The sequence below is a fragment of the Amphritea atlantica genome (assembly GCF_018860855.1).
Lineage (GTDB): Bacteria > Pseudomonadota > Gammaproteobacteria > Pseudomonadales > Balneatricaceae > Amphritea > Amphritea atlantica_A.
Window position 1 is genome coordinate 63,366 of record NZ_JAHKQE010000012.1, and the last position, 19,236, is coordinate 82,601.

At 47.8% G+C, this 19,236-nt stretch carries 14 protein-coding genes; 7 read left to right on the plus strand and 7 right to left on the minus strand.

The window, feature by feature from the left end; translation table 11 throughout:
* Positions 1-57: 57 nt before the first annotated feature.
* Positions 58-564, minus strand: coding sequence for a Spy/CpxP family protein refolding chaperone (locus KO512_RS04690; protein WP_215951184.1), 507 nt, complete (start codon positions 562-564; stop codon positions 58-60).
* A gap of 162 nt (positions 565-726) precedes the next feature.
* Here KO512_RS04690 and KO512_RS04695 point away from each other — a divergent pair, with 162 nt between their 5' ends.
* Together KO512_RS04695 and KO512_RS04700 are read left to right on the plus strand one after the other, a co-directional pair.
* Positions 727-1,428: a response regulator transcription factor gene (locus KO512_RS04695; protein WP_215951185.1), complete on the plus strand. Its 702-nt coding sequence runs from the start codon at positions 727-729 to the stop codon at positions 1,426-1,428.
* 36 nt (positions 1,429-1,464) lie between these two features.
* The gene (locus KO512_RS04700) at positions 1,465-2,772 is read left to right on the plus strand and encodes a HAMP domain-containing sensor histidine kinase (protein ID WP_215951186.1); all 1,308 of its coding nucleotides are present in this window, start codon (positions 1,465-1,467) and stop codon (positions 2,770-2,772) included.
* A gap of 39 nt (positions 2,773-2,811) precedes the next feature.
* Here the strand turns inward: KO512_RS04700 and KO512_RS04705 are convergent, their stop codons facing one another.
* From KO512_RS04705 to glnK (KO512_RS04720), 4 genes are all read right to left on the minus strand, one after another.
* Positions 2,812-5,544 (minus strand): bifunctional diguanylate cyclase/phosphodiesterase, encoded by a 2,733-nt coding sequence (locus KO512_RS04705; protein WP_215951187.1) that lies wholly within the window; start codon positions 5,542-5,544, stop codon positions 2,812-2,814.
* 294 nt (positions 5,545-5,838) lie between these two features.
* Positions 5,839-6,177 carry a P-II family nitrogen regulator gene (gene glnK, locus KO512_RS04710; RefSeq protein ID WP_091354713.1) on the minus strand — a complete coding sequence of 113 codons (339 nt, stop codon included), beginning with the start codon at positions 6,175-6,177 and terminating at the stop codon, positions 5,839-5,841.
* Positions 6,178-6,349: 172 nt separating this feature from the next.
* Positions 6,350-7,609 (minus strand): ammonium transporter, encoded by a 1,260-nt coding sequence (locus tag KO512_RS04715; RefSeq protein WP_215951188.1) that lies wholly within the window; start codon positions 7,607-7,609, stop codon positions 6,350-6,352.
* Positions 7,610-7,662: 53 nt separating this feature from the next.
* Positions 7,663-8,001, minus strand: a complete 339-nt coding sequence (gene glnK / locus KO512_RS04720) for a P-II family nitrogen regulator (RefSeq protein WP_215951189.1) — start codon at positions 7,999-8,001, stop codon at positions 7,663-7,665.
* Between the two features lie 337 nt (positions 8,002-8,338).
* Here glnK (KO512_RS04720) and KO512_RS04725 point away from each other — a divergent pair, with 337 nt between their 5' ends.
* From KO512_RS04725 to KO512_RS04735, 3 genes are all read left to right on the plus strand, one after another.
* Positions 8,339-8,599, plus strand: a complete 261-nt coding sequence (locus KO512_RS04725) for an accessory factor UbiK family protein (RefSeq protein WP_215951190.1) — start codon at positions 8,339-8,341, stop codon at positions 8,597-8,599.
* 64 nt (positions 8,600-8,663) lie between these two features.
* Positions 8,664-10,580: an EAL domain-containing protein gene (locus KO512_RS04730; protein WP_215951191.1), complete on the plus strand. Its 1,917-nt coding sequence runs from the start codon at positions 8,664-8,666 to the stop codon at positions 10,578-10,580.
* An 89-nt stretch (positions 10,581-10,669) separates the two neighbouring features.
* Entirely contained in the window at positions 10,670-12,169 is a 1,500-nt protein-coding gene (locus KO512_RS04735; RefSeq protein ID WP_215951192.1) for a YifB family Mg chelatase-like AAA ATPase, read from the plus strand.
* On the opposite strand, the gene KO512_RS04740 is transcribed toward KO512_RS04735, so the two are convergent.
* Positions 12,141-13,802 carry a putative bifunctional diguanylate cyclase/phosphodiesterase gene (locus KO512_RS04740; protein ID WP_215951193.1) on the minus strand — a complete coding sequence of 554 codons (1,662 nt, stop codon included), beginning with the start codon at positions 13,800-13,802 and terminating at the stop codon, positions 12,141-12,143. The two genes, KO512_RS04735 and KO512_RS04740, sit on opposite strands and share 29 nt — an antisense overlap.
* A gap of 330 nt (positions 13,803-14,132) precedes the next feature.
* Between KO512_RS04740 and rep the strand changes: the two genes are divergently transcribed.
* On the plus strand, positions 14,133-16,148 hold the full coding sequence (gene rep / locus KO512_RS04745; RefSeq protein ID WP_215951194.1) for a DNA helicase Rep: 2,016 nt from the start codon (positions 14,133-14,135) through the stop codon (positions 16,146-16,148).
* Positions 16,149-16,209: 61 nt separating this feature from the next.
* On the opposite strand, the gene KO512_RS04750 is transcribed toward rep, so the two are convergent.
* Positions 16,210-16,632 carry a c-type cytochrome gene (locus tag KO512_RS04750; RefSeq protein WP_303491953.1) on the minus strand — a complete coding sequence of 141 codons (423 nt, stop codon included), beginning with the start codon at positions 16,630-16,632 and terminating at the stop codon, positions 16,210-16,212.
* 415 nt (positions 16,633-17,047) lie between these two features.
* Between KO512_RS04750 and KO512_RS04755 the strand changes: the two genes are divergently transcribed.
* Complete coding sequence (locus tag KO512_RS04755; protein WP_215951195.1) at positions 17,048-19,159, plus strand: bifunctional diguanylate cyclase/phosphodiesterase; 2,112 nt, start codon at positions 17,048-17,050, stop codon at positions 19,157-19,159.
* Positions 19,160-19,236: the final 77 nt, after the last annotated feature.

Consider the following 19,236-nt stretch of genomic DNA (forward strand, 5'->3'; position numbering starts at 1 on the left):
TAACATAGGCCGGCTGGAGCCTGATTCAGCCGACCCGATTAACAAGATTAATCGATATTAGTCATCGTGACGGGGTTTTTTATCACCGTGACGTGGTTTGTCTGGACGCATTTCCAAGAACTTCTCTTGTTGTTCAGGTGTAAGAATCGCGAATAGCTCTTTTTTCTGCTGGGCGCGTGCCTCTATCATTTCAGCTGTATTTTCCTGGGCTTGGATGACTAGGCCCGCAACACGCTCATCATAATCAGGCGCGTTGACATCAAGATCTCTGAGCGCAGCATGCACCTCTTTTATCTGCTCACGCTGCTCTCTCATTTGATCGTGGCGATCTTTGAAGAGGGTTTTCATCTGCGCTTCTTGCTCTTCGCTAAGCCCCAGTTCTTTGGCCATATGGTGCAGGCGTTTGTCGGCATGCTTACCGTCTTCCATCTGTTCCTGTTTGCCGTGATGGCCTTCTTCACGATCACCGCAACGGTCTTTATCGTGAGCTGAAGCGATACCTGCGGTGAGTGCACCAGCACCAATAATAGCAGCGGTAATTCCTATAATGATTTGTTTGCGCATGATGTTTCTCCGAAAGCGTTGTTTGTTTTGATGGATACAGTATGTGCTACCCCCCTGCTAAGTTGGGTAAAGGCGGTGTAAAGTTTGGTAAAGGGTGTTTTAGACAGGTGTAATTACCCTGTGGCTTGATTACTCTGACACTATCGAGAAAGAGATCTATTTATGAGTGATAACGTGAAACTACTATTAGTCGATGATGATCAGGAACTTTGTGACCTGATGGGGCAGTATCTTCAGTCAGAAGGGTTCGAGGTCAGTTTTGCTCACAGTGCTGAGCAGGCATTACCTTTATTACAGCAAGATGGCGCTTATGATCTGCTGATTTTTGACATTATGATGCCGGGACAAACGGGCTTAGAGTTGTTACAACAGGTGCGGCCTCGGGTTAAAACGCCGGTGATCATGCTGACCGGGCGGGGTGATGATATCGATCGGATTATCGGTTTAGAAATGGGCGCCGATGATTATTTGGGTAAACCCTGTAACCCTCGTGAGTTGGTGGCCCGCATTAGGGCGGTGTTACGCCGCAGTGGTCAGACAGTCGGACCGGAAGAAACAGCTACCGTGTTGAGTCTACATAATATCGAGCTTGATCCGGGTAAACGGCGGGTGCAAGTGGCGGGTAATGAGATCGAGCTGACCAGTGCAGAGTTTAATGTACTGGCTGAATTGATGCAGTCGGTCGGCTCTATCGTGAGTAAGGATGAACTGACAGAGAAGGTGCTGCACCGTAAACTGACGGCTTATGATCGAGCGATTGATGTACATGTGAGTCGAGTGCGGCAAAAGCTGGCGGCGGTGATGCCGGGCAGTGAACTGATTAAAACCGTTCGTGGTGCCGGCTATATGCTGGTGAATGAGTAATGCATGATATCGCGTAAAGCGAAGCAAGGTAGGTAGATGGCGATTCGCTGGTATAAACGACTGTTTCTGAAAATATTTGTCACTGTTTGGGTCACCAGTTTTCTGGTTATCGCGTTGACGGCTTTTGTGATTGGGCATCTGTCCGAGAAAGAGCGAGACCGTGATGTACAGAGTGCTCGGGCGTTAGGTCAGGCTGAGCTGCTGATTGATCGCTATGAACGTAATGGCCGGCTGCCTTCTATGAAAGATTGGCGACGCTCTCACGACGATGAGGACCATAAGGATAAACGCTTTGCTCCAGCCCGAATTCAGATAAAGGATCTGCAAACGGGAAAGGTGATTTTTGGTCGTGATGATAACAAAAAAATGCGTAATCCTTTGGTGATGGATCTGATATCAGATAATAGCCGTAAATATCGGGTCGTAGTGGAAACACATATGCCGCCGCCTCTGGGGGATAAGCTGTTTGGTTTCTTCCTCTCGGTGCAGGTGGCGCTGTTAATGGTGGTGGCAGGCATCGCGGCATTACTGATCAGCTTAATGGTCGTGCGGCCTGTTAACCGCTTGCGTCAGTATACCCGCGACCTTTACAACGGCGATCTTAGCGCGCGAATCGATGATGGTTTAAGTCGTCGAGGGGATGAGATCGGTGAGTTAAGTCGTGAATTTAATCAGATGGCTGAATATGTCGAGCAAACACTGCAGTCCAATACCCATCTATTACAGGATGTATCCCATGAGTTACGGGCACCATTAGCAAGACTGCAGATGGCGGCAGGACTGGCAGGGCAGAAAATGTCAGATGCCGATCAGCAATATATTGATCGGATCAATCAAGAATGTGACCGTATCAACCGTTTGATCGATGAGATTCTTCGCTTATCCCGTTTAGAGCAGATGGAGGTTTCAGATCAACCTTTCGAGCTTGCGAGTGTGATTGATACGCTGGTGGAGGACTATCGCTTCAGTGCGCCGCATCATCCGATTCAATGGCGTCCTGTTAATTATCGGATAAAAGGTAACCCTGCGCTGCTTGAGAGGGCGCTGAGTAATATTTTGGGTAATGCGGTGAAACATACACCAGCAGGCACGGGAATTACCATTGCCGCGGAACTCACTGCGAACAAGGTATTAATCCGAGTGACAGATAAAGGCCAAGGATTGAATGCCGAGCAGTTAGCGCGCATGTTTAAGCCATTTGTCCGTTTTACAGGGCAGCAGAACGGTTATGGTCTTGGTTTGAGTATTGCCCAGCGGGCGGTGCAGCTACTAGGAGGCTCTTTATCAGCGAGTAGTCAGCCGGGCGAAGGGCTGACGTTATTACTGAGTTTCCCCAAGGTGTAAGCTCGGTCTGAGAGGGTTGATCTCGCTGGTGATGAGCTTTTACGAAGTTGTTAGCGGAATATCTTGAAGGATGGTGTCGATCGGCACTGGGCGGCTGATCGCATAGCCTTGTGCATAATCAACACCCATTGTCTTGAGACGAGCCATCATTGCGTCTGTTTCAACAAACTCGGCAATGGTTTCCATCCCCATAATATGACCGACTTCATTGATAGAGCGAACCATCGCTTCATCAATGGGGTCGATCAGAATATTACGTACAAACATACCGTCGATCTTCAGCAGATCGACCGGCAAATTTTTCAGATAAGCAAATGAGGATAAGCCACTACCGAAGTCATCGAGGGCAAAGCGACAACCGAGGTTTTTGAGTGAGCAGATAAACTTCTGGGCATTTTTGAGGTTGGCAATCGCCGCCGTTTCGGTGATTTCAAACTTAATCATCGCGGCGGGCACTTTGCTTTGTTGGATGCTGCAGATAATAAAGCTCAGCAGAGCGTCATCGCCTAGGGATTGCCCTGAGAGGTTGATTGCTAAGCTGGAAATGTGCTCAAGATTATCAATGTTTTTAGCCATCCATTGTAGGCTGTTACGGATGACCCATCGATCGATCTGCGGCGCGATATTATAGCGTTCGGCGGCTGGCAAAAAGGCATCAGGCCCGATGATTTCACCGGTGTCAGATAACAACCGCAGTAATATCTCGTAGCCTATTTTTTGCTCTTTTTGTAATGGCACAATCGGTTGGGCGTACAGTCTAAACGCGTTTTCATCGAGAGCACGATGGATCTCACTGGCCCACTGGATATAGCCTTTACGAATGAGTTGTTGTTCATCTTGATCATTGTAAATATGAATGCGATTACGACCGGCTTCTTTGGCTGTATAACAAGCGGTATCAACGTCTTGTAGAGCGCCTACGGCACTGCCGGTATGATGATCAATAGTGGCAAGGCCCGCACTGATTTCAACGGTAAAGTTATGATCTTCCCACTGGAATCGGAACTGTTTAAGGTCATTCATAATCACTTGGACGATATGTTCAGCCCGCGCTAGACTGGCGTTTTTTAACAACAGTAAAAACTCATCTCCCCCAGGACGGGCAAGTATGTCATGGCTGCGAAGCTTGTCCCTGATCAGGTTGCTGAGTTGACGCAACATATCATCCCCAGCCATATGGCCGCAGGTATCATTAATGATTTTAAATTGATCAATATCGATAAAACAGAGCACATGGTGGGAGTTATGTGTATGTGCATGTTCGATAGTCTGCGCTAACTCATTTTCGAATTGTTGGCGGTTTAGCAGGCCGGTTAGCGGGTCATGGGTTGTTTGAAAATCGATCTCGTCAGAGATTCGGCGAGCTTCGGTTACATCTTCCTGTAAGGCAACAAAGTGGGTGATTTCGCCAAAATTATTGGTGATCGGTGAGATAGTCTCTTCGGCCCAATACAGTTCTCCGCTTTTCTTTTTATTATGGAATACACCTTGCCACTCCTGTCCAGAGAGTAGTGTTTTCCACAGATCATGGTAAATCGCTTTGGAGGTTTCACCTGAATTGAGTAAGCGGGAACTTTTACCCATGACTTCATCGGCGGTATAGCCTGTTATATCGGTGAAACGGGGATTAACATATTCAATCTTGCCTTTAAGATCGGTTATCACGACAACATTGGGGCTTTGTTCGACTGCTCTGGATAGTTTTTTCAGCGTGTCGGTCGTCGCTTGCTGCTCGGATACATCATTGAATACTCCGATACCGCCATTAATAACGCCCATTTTATCCCGTAGAGGGACAAACTCTGCGATGAGGTACATCGAGCGATGACCCATAATCGAGATATAGGGGCCTTCGAAATAGCCGACATTGCCACGTAGGGATTCATTCAGTGCGGCGATAACGTCTTCATTGGTGAGCTTCTCAAGTAGGTTGATGCCAACGATGCTGGCGCTTGATGCTCCAATAATATCGGTAAAGCGCTGGTTGATCATTGAGATTACACCATGCTGGTCGTAATGGAAAAAACCAACCGGTGAATGTTCGATGATCGATGAGAGGAATGCTTTACTGCTGTGTAGCTCTTCAGTACGCTCGCGTACACTGATTTCAAGGTCTTTGGCCCAGCGTCGCTGCGCAGAGGAGAAGGTCCATAGAATCGGCAGCAGAAATAACAAAAAGATAACCGCAATGCCTATCTGTTGTATCAACCTTTGATTTAATTGTGTCTGAATCTGACTGATTTCAATGTCTGCTGCCGTTAGGTACTGCACGCCATCAGGCGAAGTCCGAGGAATAAAGACGCTGCGGAAGTGGCCCCAACTGTCCGTTATCTCAAGAAACTTCTGTTTTTGATCGACAAATACCTGATTTATCCTAGGATCAGCATCATCATAAGGCAGGAAATAATTGTATAGGTTTTTACCCGCCTGAAGTTCAGTGACGGTACTGCTAGAGCTAGTAAAAAAGATAGTGTCATCTTCTTTTATTAAGGTATAGACGTAGATGATGTCGCTGCTGCGGACAAAGCGAGAGAGCTTTAAGGTATTGTCGAGATCTGCTTCTGGCGTCACGTCGCCTGGCTGCATTTCCTGATGATGAAAGTGTTTTGGTAATATTAGCGGTGTTGCTACGGCGCTGCTGATCAACTCGTTATCAATTTGTTGATAGATGCGGTCATGTTCGCGCGAATAATCCCAGACAACATAGAGTACAACCCAGACAATATATATCAGGACGGCTAGGTATACTTTATTGCTGGTTTTAAAGGTCATGAGTGGAGTATAGATACTATTGCAACAAAAGTTTTAACCCAGCTGCCTGAAACGGGTATATTTTCAATAATGTGGCTGTTTTGCTGATTCCACCTAGGGTGGTTCTAGAGAGTATCGATAGGGCGGGGGTTATCGATGCTTTTGAGGCATGGTTGAGCTGGCGGTGCTGTTGTATGTTGCGATTGTTATCCACAAACCCCTAGGCATAACTGATACTGGCTTGAAATAATCATTCGGCCGTAGAAATAGAAAAGGCACTCAATGAGTGCCTTTTTTAACATTTTATGCTGCGATCTATAGCGCGTCAGTACCCGTCTCGCCGGTACGAATACGGATAGCTTGCTCTAGCGGCGTTACAAAAATTTTACCATCGCCAATCTTGCCGGTATTAGCGGTTGAGGCGATCGCTTCGATAACCTGGTCAACCAAGTCATCTGAAATAGCCGCTTCGATTTTAACTTTAGGTAGAAAATCTACAACGTACTCTGCGCCACGGTATAACTCGGTATGGCCTTTCTGACGTCCAAAGCCTTTTACTTCTGTGACGGTGACACCCTGAATGCCAATTTCTGACAGAGCTTCACGTACATCATCCAGTTTGAACGGTTTTATTACCGCACTTACCAGTTTCATCATTATTATCCTCGCTTGGATCTGTTGTGCTGACAGGGTATTCCTGCTGGCCTCAGACGGTTGGAGATCAATCTTGAGCCTAGTATACCCAGAATCAATAAGTTAATAAAACGTCAGAAGGGGAGCCGAAGCTCCCCTTATACCGTATTGTTTTTATTTTTGACCGTCGGTTTTACTTAGCAGAAGTAAATTCAGGGTAAGCTTCCATACCGCATTCAGCGATATCAACACCTTCGTATTCTTCTTCTTCAGTAACTCGCAGGCCGATAATCGCTTTGATGATGCCCCATACGATCAGGCTGGTACCGAATACCCAGACAAAGATAGTCGCGGCACCGATCAACTGACCACTGAAGCTTGAATCACCATTGGTGATAGGTACTAGCAGCAGACCCAATAGACCACAAACACCGTGAACAGAGATGGCACCTACAGGATCATCGATACGTAGTTTATCCAGAGTAATGATAGCGAAGACCACCAGTACACCACCGATTGCGCCGAACAGAGTTGCCTGCAGTGCAGTCGGGGTAGAAGGCTCAGCAGTAATGGCAACCAGACCGGCCAATGCGCCGTTCAGTAGCATGGTCAAATCTGCTTTACCGAACAGTAGGCGAGCGGTAATCAGTGCGGCAACAGCACCACCGGCAGCGGCGGTATTGGTGTTCAGGAATACCATGGCAACAGAGTGTGCACTTGAGATATCACCGAGTTTCAGAACTGAACCACCGTTGAATCCGAACCAGCCCATCCATAGGATGAACGTACCCAGTGTCGCCAATGGCAGGTTTGCACCAGGGATGGCAGAAACACCGTTAGCTGTATATTTGCCTTTACGGGCACCTAGCAGAAGAACACCCGCAAGCGCTGCAGCAGCACCGGCCATGTGAACGATACCAGAACCGGCAAAGTCAGAGAAACCAAGGTCGCCTAGGTTGTACATACCGAAAACGTCATCGCCGTTCCAAGTCCATGCACCTTCCATTGGGTAGATAATGCCGGTCATAACGACGGCAAAAGCAAGGAAAGCCCACAGTTTCATGCGCTCAGCAACTGCACCGGAGACAATAGACATCGCGGTAGCAACGAACACAACTTGGAAGAAGAAGTCAGACGCGCCGGAATAAACAGAACCACCGTCGAAGCCTTCTTCAGCAGAATCAAGCAATACTTGAGCAACATCAACTTCGCCGATGCCGCTTAGGAAGATACCGCCGCCGTACATTACTTCATAACCACATATCAGATACATGATCGATGCGATTGCAAACAAGGCAACGTTTTTAGTCAGGATCTCAGTGGTGTTTTTCGCACGCACCAGACCGGCTTCTAGCATGGCGAAACCTGCCGCCATCCACATAACTAATGCGCCGCACACCAAGAAATAAAAGGTGTCCATTGCATATTGTAATTCAAAAATTTGGTTTTCCATCACTTCCCCCTGAAGCCTATGCTTAGAGTTGTTTTCGGTTGTAAAAAGGTTGCTTACAGAGCGCTGTCGCCAGTTTCACCGGTACGAATCCGGATAACTTCTTCGACTGGCAATACGAAAATCTTGCCGTCTCCGATTTTGCCGGTTTGAGCCGTTTTGCTAATCGCTTCTACTACCTGATCAACGATGCCGTCCTCCACAGCAGCGTCGACCTTTACTTTAGGCAGAAAATCGACAACATATTCTGCTCCGCGGTAGAGTTCTGTATGGCCTTTCTGACGGCCGAAGCCTTTCACTTCGGTGACAGTGATACCCTGTACGCCGATGTCGGAAAGTGCTTCACGCACGTCATCCAGTTTGAATGGTTTAATAATTGCTGAGATGAGTTTCATGGGATCTGATCTCCACTAGTAAAACTGTTTTAAAGAGCTGCGCTGCTTATCAACGCAGGAATAAACGGTATGGCTCATACATAGCATTGGACGTGCCATTAAATTAAATTATCTTTAAAAACATATATTTATCGTTTTTCGGTGTGAAATTTTGCTTTTTGTAGAGAGGATCTGGCCCTCCGTTGATAAATAACTGGTGCACAATTGTTGTGCAGGCACCGCTTTGGTGCATAAACGTGAGTGTTGGAGATCAATAAAGGATGTGAATCGGCTAATTTTCCGTTTATTGTTATAGTGTTATGTAAATAGTCAGCCAATATAATTGGAAAGATGAGATATGATTAATCATAAAATACTTGAGGGTATCAGTGGCCAGATCGGGCAGTTATTTGAACAAACCCGTCAGCGTTCTGTTGAAACTGAGCTGCAACAACAGATTTATGTCCTATTACAGGGCGCTTTTAGTCGGATGGATCTGGTAACCCGAGAAGAGTTTGATGCTCAGAGTGCGGTATTAGGCCGAAGTCGAGCTAAACTGGAGCAGTTACAATTGGAGATTGAGCGGTTGGAACAGTTGGTTAATAAAGCCGATAGCTAAGCGAATCAATACACTGAGATCATCCGTTCAATCAAATCATTATCTTGCCGTTCAAGGAGTCCTTATGCATCTGCCTATGTATGCCTGCATCCTGCCAGATCTGAGTTATCAGTTCGCGACTCAGGAATACACGGGTATGTTGGGTTGGCAGGGGGAGTTAAGCGGCGTGCCACTGTCGCAAGTGCATGCTGAAGAGAGCTTGTTTGAGCTGCAACATGGCATGATGTTAGCTCGGTCTCAGGGGACGGCAACGTTATCATGGCAGCCCTTTGTTGAAGATAGCACCCTGTGGCTACAGTTGGAGATTTGCTGGAATCCAGTAGCGGGCCTGTTTATCGTCAATGCTATGCGTACAGCACAGGCTGCGGGACGGCAGTTGGCGCAACATCCAGAGCAAGGCTTGTTCGATTACACTCCTCAGGCGGTTATGTTGCTGGATGAGGATAACCGGATCTATCGAGTGAATGCGGGTTTTTCTGAGGTCAGTGGTTATGCCTTTGAAGATGTGGCCGGACAAGGGCCGGGTATCGTCACTAATCGTAATATTGCCGCAGAAATGTTCGATCATCTATGGCAGCAGTTGATGTTAAGAGGTTACTGGGAGGGAGAGCTGTGGAACCGTCACAAGGATGGTCATAGTTATCCTGCTTGGTATAGCCTGATGGCCCAACGGGATGAAAATGGCGAGATTGAAGGCTTTGTCGCACAGTTTTCAGATATTAGTAGCGCTTATGGTGATCCAAGCCGCTTTAATCATGCCAGCTATGATGTACTGACAGGTTTGCCGGACGAGCATATGTTGTTGGAGCAGCTAAATCAGCAGTTGCTACGTGATAGTTTGGGGCATCGAGGGCGAGGTCTTATCTTGCTGCAGTTACAGGCTGATGACGCTGATCGGGAGCAATTGACGGCAGCGATCGGTGCGCGACTGAGTGCTCAGGTGCGGGAGACCGATCTGTTGGCGGTGGATCAAGAGCAGAATTTCGTGTTTGTCTTGGACGACTGTCCAGATGAGATGGTGCTCGAGCAGTTTGCTGAGCGTATCTCTGACGTGTTGCTAGAGCGAGTCGATACAGCGGAGCAACCCTTGCTGGGTGACTATGCGATGGGAGGCGTGTTGGTCGAAGGCGGTAGTATTAGTGCGGAACTAATGCTTGATCGCGCGCGGTTGGTTTTGCGTACTCCGGATAGCCATAACGGTTTTCGTGTCTATGATATAGGGCTGGGAAGTGGTGCCGTTTTCAGCCGAGAAACCTTGGATCAGGGGGTATCCGAGGGATGGTTGCAGCTGAGGTTTAATCCGGTTTATTCATTGCAAGGGCATCACTTGGCGGCGGCAGAGGTATCGCTGGCGATGAATCATCCGACACAAGGGATTTTAACGCCGGCACAGTTTGTTCCTCAGTTATCCCGTTATGGCCTGTTGGATGACTACCATCAGCAACTTGAGCAGCAGTTGTTACCGTTAATTGCAGAGTGGAATCGTTTTGAGCAGTTTCAGAATCTGAGCCTTCGATTACAGGATGAAGAGCTATTTTCTGCAGAGGTTATTGCTCAGTTGATACGGCAGATGGTTAAAGCGGGAATTCCGCCCCAGCGATTGATGATCAATTTACATTATGATCAGTTACAGCTATTTCCCGACGAGATTGAAGAGTTTAAAGCGCTAGGTGTGCTGGTTTTACTGGACCCGCAGGGGCACAATCTTGAACGGCTTCCCCCTCAGTTGCTGCCTGATATGTTGCTCGTGAATGCGGGGTTGGTGGAGCAGCAGATGCGAGATAGTCGTTATATCCGTGAAGTTGAGAAGCTTATCTCAATCGCCCAAGGTAGTGAATTAGGGGTGATGGCTGAAGGGGTGCGCACCACGGGTCAGATGACGCGGCTCACTCAGCAGGGCTGTTTGCGGATGAGTGGTAAGTATGTCGGGTCGGAGTTAACCATGAAGCAATTGATTGAGCGATTAGAGTTGGAGCAATAGTGCCTCAATTTAGCGCGGTCAATACAGGCGAATAGACTATGCTTAACAGACGGGAATCAGACATTATTTAACAGATCCAAGGATGGATTATGGCATTAGCAATTGTACACACTCGGGCGCAACTGGGTATTCAATCGCCACTGGTGGCGGTGGAAGTTCATCTATCGGGCGGTCTGCCTAGTTTTTCCATCGTCGGAATGCCGGAAACCGGCGTAAAAGAGAGTCGGGAACGGGTACGTAGTTCACTGCTTAATTGTGGCTTTGAATTTCCCGCACGCCGCATTACCGTCAATCTAGCCCCCGCAGATCTCCCTAAAGAAGGAGGCCGCTACGATCTAGCGATTGCGGTGGGTATTCTTATCGCCAGTGGTCAGCTACCGCAGAACTGTGCTGATGATTATGAGTTTTTGGCTGAACTGGCGCTATCGGGGAGTTTGCGTGCCGTTGCGGGTGTTTTGCCGGTTGCACTGAATTGTCGCAATGCAGGGCGAAGCCTTTTTTTGGCAACAGACAACGTTCAGGAAGCAGGATTGGTGACGGGGCTGCGTTTGTTTGCCGCGGGGTCTCTGCTCGAGGTTAGTAATCACCTTGCGGGGGCTAATCTGTTATCGCCAGCAATGGTGTCTGATTGGCCGAGCAATGATGCTGTTGATGCGGATATGGCGGATGTTCGGGGGCAGTATCAAGCTAAGCGCGCGTTAGAAATTGCCGCCGGCGGAGGACATAATTTATTACTGTGTGGGCCGCCCGGCAGTGGTAAAAGTATGTTGGCGAGCCGCTTGCCCGGTATTCTACCGCCTCTGGTTGCCGATGAATTATTAGATGTTGCGGCTATCTATTCGATCGCTGGAGTGAAAGATAGCCGTCTGTATGCGGGTATTCGGCCTTTTAGAACGCCACATCATACCGCCTCGGCAGTTGCGCTGGTGGGTGGTGGCAGTAATCCACGCCCCGGTGAGATCTCATTAGCTCATCAAGGCGTGTTGTTTCTTGATGAGTTACCCGAATACAGCCGCCAAGTGTTAGAGGTGATGCGAGAACCACTCGAATCGGGTGTGATTAATATCTCCCGTGCCGCCTTGCAAGCCCGCTTTCCCGCTCGATTCCAGTTAGTTGCCGCTATGAATCCCTGTCCCTGTGGTTATCGGGGTGATCAGAGTGGACGATGTCGCTGTACGCCGGATCAGGTGCAGCGTTATCAAGCGCGTATATCGGGGCCACTGTTGGATCGGATTGACTTGCAGAGTTGGGTTCCGGGATTGACCCCCGAACAGTTGATGGGACCGGCTGAAAGTAGTGAATCTAGCGTTGATATCCGTGCGCGGGTGGTGCGTGCTCGAGATATTCAGCAGCAACGACAAGGCTGTATTAATGATCAACTGGATGTTAATGGGTTGGAGCAACATTGCCTGTTGGGTTCTGAGCAGGAACAGTTGCTAATGCAGGCGATGAGTCGCATGGGCTTATCTGCTCGGGCCACACATCGAGTGTTAAAGGTATCAAGAACCATTGCCGATCTGCAGGGCGAGGCTAATATTAGCAGTGCTGCGCTTCTTGAGGCTATAGGGTTGCGGCGCTCTCCTCTTTGAGTTGATAGCCATGTTCCAGTAGATATACAAACTCTTCGTAGGGGATAGGTTTGCTGTATAGGTACCCTTGAGCTTGATGGCAACCATAGCGGGTCAGGAAGTTAAGCTGCTGCTGGGTTTCAACCCCTTCGGCGATGATCTCTTTATTGAGGCTGTGGGCCAATCGAATCAGAGCTTTGACAATTTCGCGATCATCGGTGTTTTCCATCACGCCGGACACAAAGGATCGATCTATTTTTAGGCTACTGATTGGCAGCTTCTGCAGTAATGAGAATGAAGAGTAGCCGGTGCCAAAGTCATCCAGTGAGAAGTTGATGCCGAGGGTGTGTAACTCTTCGATGCCCTCTTGCACATGAACTTCATTGTTGAACAGTGCAGATTCGGTCAGTTCAAACTCGAGAATGGACGTATCGATCGTGTATTTATTGATCAGGCGTTGGATTGTCCGACAGAGATAACTGTCCTGAAACTGGCGGAAGGAAAGGTTAACGCTCAGTCTTTCGATAGTTAGACCGCTTGCTAGAATTCGCTGAAGGTCTTGTCCTGCTTGTTGAATCACCCAATAACCGATAGGCACGATTAGACCCGTACGTTCGGCGGTTGGTATAAAGGCATCGGGGTAGATTAGCCCTTTTTTGGGATGTCGCCAGCGAATTAAGCCCTCCGCGCCGATAATGTTACCGGTCATAATGTCCACGCGTGGCTGATAGAAGAGTTCAAATTCATTACGGCGGATGGCGTTAATCAGCTCCGGCTCGATGGCTATATGAGCTTGCTCAGTAGAGTGATCTTGCTGGTCGAAAATGATGTAGCTACAACAGCTTTTCTCTTTCGCCTTGATTCTAGCCAGTGTTGCCTGATTGATCAGGGTGTCGATTTCGCAGTGTTGCTTTGGGGCTAGGGCGACCCCTATGCTGCAGGGGAGAATGACTTCTAAATCTTGATAGGTATAAGGCTGTCTTAGGCTATGAATGATCTGTTTACAGAGTTCGGTGGTCTGTTGGGTAAGGCTTTTATGGCTAGATGCGCCTTGTAGCAGAATGAATTCATCGTTTCCCTGTCGGCAGATCAGACCGGGCGACAGCGTTGTTAGCCGCTGACTCATCTCTTTAACAACGATGTCACCGGCGGTATAGCCGTTAAGATTATTGAAGCGCCTGAAGCCATCCAGATCGACATTGATCAGTGCGAAATGTTTTACGGCTGAGGACTTTTTTGGTGATATAAGTTGCTCCCCTAGCTCTTTATAAAATTGCTGCCGGTTCATCATCCCCGTCAATGGGTCGAGCTGGTTAAGCCGTTCGATCTTGGTACGATATTGATAAACTTTGAGGTTATAGCGGAGCACTCTTTGCAGTATTTCATCGGTGCATTCGGCGGTAGATATAAAGTCGTTGGCTCGCCAAAGCATCGATTCATCAATACGATCGGTATCGATTTTATCGTCAAACAGAATGATCGGAATCATCGGGTATAATTGACGTAGATAGTGCAGCTCAGAGAGGGCGTTAGTATCGGTATAGCAGGTATGTAAGAAAATCAGCCGAAAATCAGCTTGTGCTAGCGCTTTAGACGCTTGATCAAAAGAGCATTGCCTGGGTTTACACTGATGTCGCTGCAACAGATCTACCATTCTAGAGGTATCAATTCCGCAACTGTCAATGATTAAACATTCTGGGTTGTTTGAAGCTACAGACAACATATCAAATACACTAGAGAGCAAACTACCATGTTCATTCCCTCCTATTTTCTACTGAAAAGACAATTCATTCCATGCGATAATTGTCCCCCTGTAAGCGACTAAAGAGTAACACGCAAATTTCCAGAGTTAAACGTTTGTTTGGATGTTTATTGCTTTAAAAACAATCAATTATCGTGTTTTTGGTGTTTTGTTTTAAAAGTTTAACGTAACGCTATCGGCCGCCTATAGGCAAAACTTTAGCCTTCAGAGTTAGTATTTATAATGTCGAGACTTAATCCGAAGCAGCGGGAAGCCGTAGATTACATCAGCGGGCCTCTTTTGGTGCTGGCTGGTGCAGGCTCAGGTAAGACCAGTGTGATCACCCGTAAGATTGCCTATCTGATAGAGACCTGTGGCATCAAAGCGCATAACATTGCCGCGGTTACCTTTACGAATAAAGCCTCCCGTGAAATGAAAGAGCGGGTTAATTCGTTAGTTAAGGGTAAAGCCACCCGAGGGTTAACAGTTTCAACGTTTCATAACCTAGGGCTCACCATTATTCGCAAAGAGCTTAAAACGCTGGGTTTTAAATCGGGCTTTTCACTGTTTGATGATCAAGATAGTAAAGCGTTGTTGAAAAGCTTGCTACTGCATCATGACGAAGAAACCGATCAGGTTGATTCCATTCAGCATACGATCTCAAATTGGAAGAACGATATGCTAGGGCCGGATCAGGCGTTGGCAAGCGCTGAAGGCCCTGCAGAAGTTCTCGCCGCCCGAGCCTATGAGGCTTATCAGAAGAGTCTTAAAGCTTATAATGCGGTGGATTTTGATGATCTGATTCTGTTGCCGGTGCAGCTGTTTATTCAGCATGCGGAGATTTTAGAGCGTTGGCAAAATAAGATTCGCTATCTGCTCGTTGATGAGTATCAAGATACCAACGTCACTCAATATTTACTGGTTAAAATGCTGGTGGGTACGCGAGGAATGCTCACCGTTGTGGGTGATGATGATCAGTCGATCTATTCATGGCGGGGTGCACGGCCCGAGAATCTGGTGCAGTTGCAGGAAGATTTTCCTTCGTTAAAAGTCGTCAAGTTGGAACAGAATTATCGTTCTACCGGCCGTATTCTAAAGGCGGCGAATACGGTTATTGCGAATAACCCCCACGTGTTTGATAAAACACTGTGGAGCGATATGGGGTTTGGTGATCCACTGCGGGTGGTGTTTACCCGCAATGAAGATGGCGAGTGTGAACGTATTGCCACTGAGATATTGGATCTGCACCTGCGTAAGCGATATCAATTTAAGGATTTCGCGATTCTGTACCGGGGTAACCACCAGGCCCGCTTGCTCGAACTGAAGCTGCAAAGCTATCAGGTGCCGTATAAGCTTAACGGCGGAACCTCTTTCTTTGGTCGCGCCGAGATTAAGGACATCATGTCCTATATGAAGGTGTTGGTGAATCCTGATGATGATAATGCGTTTCTGCGGATCATTAACCTACCGCGACGGGAAATTGGGCATACAACGCTGCAGGGCTTGGGTGAATATGCTACCGAGCGGCAGACCAGTTTGTTTAATGCGTGCAGTGAGTTAGGACTAGAGCAAATATTGAAGCCTGCTCAGGTTGAACGATTGCGCCGCTTTAAAAACTGGTTGGAAGGCATTTATCAGCAGTGCGAGCAGGGCGACCCTATCGATGCTGTGCGCAAGATGATAGAGGATATTGATTTTGCTGGCTGGATTGCACAGAACAGCTCCAGTGACACCGTGGCTGAACGGCGGATGCAGAATGTCTGGATATTGGTTGATTCTCTGCGCAATACACTGGAACGTTTGCAGGAGGATGACCCCGATGCCGGTATTCGCGAGGCGATCGCTCGGCTGATTCTGATGGACATTATGGAACGGCAAGAGGAGGAAGACGATTCTGACCGAGTCCAGTTGATGACGCTGCATGCCTCTAAAGGGTTGGAGTTTGATCATGTTTATCTGATGGGGATGGAAGAGGAGATTCTGCCTCATCGAAATAGTATCGAAAACGGTGATATTGAAGAGGAGCGGCGGCTCGCCTATGTGGGCATCACTCGGGCGAAAAAAACGCTGACGATGACGCTTGCTCGTAAACGTAAGCAGTTTGGTGAACTCATCGACTGTCAGCCGAGCCGCTTTCTAGATGAGTTACCCGAAGACGACCTAGAGTATGAGGGGCGGGGTGAAGTCTGCGAGGCAACCAATAAAGCTCGTGGAAACGCTACGTTGAGTGGTTTGCGTGGCTTATTAGATGATCTCTAGCGGTTAAATTCAAGCCATAAAAAAGGCCGCTTCAGCGGCCTTTTTTGATAGCGCTCAAATATTATTTTGCACTGTCGAGCATATATTGAACAGCGGCTTGGATTTCATCATCAGAACAGGCGGCGCAAGTACCGCGAGGAGGCATTGCATTAAAACCGTTCAGTGCGCTTTGCATCAGTGTTTCCATGCCTTTGGCGCCGCGATCAGTCCACTCGCTAGTACCAAACTTAGGTGCGCCCAATACGCCAGTAGAGTGACAAGCAGTACAGCTAGCGTTGTAAACGTCTGATCCGGAACGTGCACCAGCTGATGCTGAAGGCGCGGGAGCACTGGCACACTCATCGCCTTCGACGCAGACAGATCCAACTTTTTGGATACGCTCGATAATGGCGTCATTATCAGTGTTGGCCATTGTTGAAGTGGCCAGAAATCCCAGTACTACAGCAAACAGGGTAGAAATAGCTTTGGCAGCAAATTTACTCACAGTCACGACCTCATCATCGCTAATTTTAAAAACGGGTAGCTGCAGGGACGTCTCTAACGGACTGGTTACAGCGTTTATAAATACATTTCGGCCGGCATTATAGCGGTAATTACCCACAACGAAAATGGGTGTTGCTCTTATCAGGACTAAATAATTAGTAATAGGGCGCGAAAAAGGCCGAGAGATCGAATTAAATGGCCTTTTAGCTGGCGAGAATAGGGTTTTTAGTGTTTTATATAGATATGGACTTTTTTGCCTTTAACACTTGCTCCGCAGGACTGTAGAACAGTCAGTTGTCGCGTAACTTACAGACCGTAAAAAGGATTTATATGGTGACGGGTTTCGTCTTTTTGCAAGAGCGCTGTTTATCTACCGTTGTTTTATGCCGAAACGGTAGACTAGTTGGGATATTCTGATGTCTCAGCAATCCTCTGTTTCCGTCACCCGCCGGCTGCATCGCCTATTTGTCACTTCCGTGGCGGTTGTTTTGTTGATCACCGGCTTGGTTGTACTTAGTTTTGAGTTGTTCAACAATCGCAATTTCATGATTGACCGAGCCCATGTTTTCTCTGAGCTCGCCACCCCTCACTTGGCTAATGTTTTGATGGTCGACGCATCTCCGGTGTCGACTACATCATTATTGGATAGCTATTTTTCTGAGCCAAATTTATTAGGCGTTTACGTTTATCGAACGGATGGTTCGGAGTTTATTCGGGCGGTTAAAGACGGGCTTGAGGAACCTCTACCCAGCCCCTCCTTTCTGCTCCGAACGGGGTTAAAGGAAGGGCATCAGATTAGTTTTAATCTATTTGAGTACAGTGTGCCGATTAGATACAACGGCGAGTTGGTTGGTCAGCTTTATTTGCAATATGGATTGGCGGCTATCGAGCAGCAGATGCTGTTTTACCTATTGTTTGGTGTGGTTCTCTATTGTCTATCGTTACTAGGGGTGTCGCTACTGTCCAAACGGATACAGCGGAATATTTCGGAGCCAGTAGACGAGATACTGCGGGCTATGGAGCAGGTAACGGTTCAGAAAAACTACGCGCTAACCATTCCGGAAAAAGGTAAGCAGGGAGAGCTGTATGAGCTGATCCGCGGCTTTAATCGTATGTTGGAGCAGATCAACAAAAGTGCCTCGGAACTTCAATCGCATCAAGAAACGATTGAGCAACATGTCTATTTTGACCCGCTGACCGGGTTGGCGAATCGTCGTATGCTGATACAGCGCATGGAGCAAGAGGTATTGCGGGCGAAACGGTCGGGGCAGATAGGAGCGTTGGTCTATCTAGATTTGGATCATTTCAAAACGATTAATGATTCGCTGGGACATAATGTGGGTGATGCGGTGTTAAATAGCGTTGCCGCCCGGATACGTGCATCAGTCCGAAAGGGCGATACTCCCGCCCGATTGGGGGGTGATGAGTTTGTGGTGTTACTGCCTGATTTAGGTAAGGCAGAGTCATCTGCGACCCATAATGCCCTCAGTATTGCAGAAAAAATTCGTCAAGGCATCTCCTCTGCACACCAAATTGATGGACGGGATTTACATGTGACCCCAAGTATCGGGATCGCCCTGTTTGATGGGAAAAAGAATGAACTTGAAAATCTACTGATGCAAGCGGATTTGGCAATGTACCGGGCCAAAGAAGAGGGGCGTAATCAGGTGCGCTTTTTTCTTGAGCAGATGCAGGAACATGCTGATCAGCGTCAGCAGGTTGAAGAGAACCTGAGACAAGCGATCAAGGATGATAAGTTGTTTGTTTGTTATCAGCCGCTAGTGAAGAGTAATGGGCGTATTGTCGGTGCCGAAGCGTTGGTACGTTGGGCGGATGAGAAGCAGGGTTTAATCAATCCTTCAGCCTTTATACCGATTGCAGAGATGACCGATCTGATCTGCAGTGTGGGTCAATGGGTCTTGACCGATGTCTGCAAGCAGATGGCGGAATGGGAAAGGCAGGGTAAAAAATTGGTGGTCTCTATCAATATCAGCCCTCGCGAGTTTCAGCAGAACGACTTTGTTGAGCAGGTGCAGGATATTGTTCTAGGTACTGGCGTTAGGGCCGAGTATTTGGTGTTTGAGCTAACAGAAGGGATTTTATTAAATCATATCGAGGCGGTGAAGACGAAGATGAAGCGTCTTTCTCAGTTAGGCATCCGTTTCTCGTTGGATGATTTTGGCACCGGCTATTCTTCGCTACAATATTTGAAGCAGCTGCCTTTGGATACATTAAAGATCGATCAGTCTTTTGTTCAGGACATCACGACCGACAGTAGTGACGCCACGATCGTTTCCACCATTATTGCGATGGCTCGAACGTTAGGTATTAATGTCGTTGCCGAAGGTGTAGAGAAACGCGAAGAACTGGAATATCTTGAACGTTGGGGTTGTCAGTTATTCCAGGGATTCTATTTCAGCCGTCCGGTACGGGCAAAGCGGATGGGGACACTGATTCCTGAAGCCGGTGAAAATCAATTACGGGAAGTGCCGATCATCTCGTATAAGAAACATCAATTTACCAATTAAGCGCGATAGCAATTCCGTGGCGATGAAACCTCAATCATTGTCGTATTTATATGATGGAAAATTTCGCTTTAGCGATA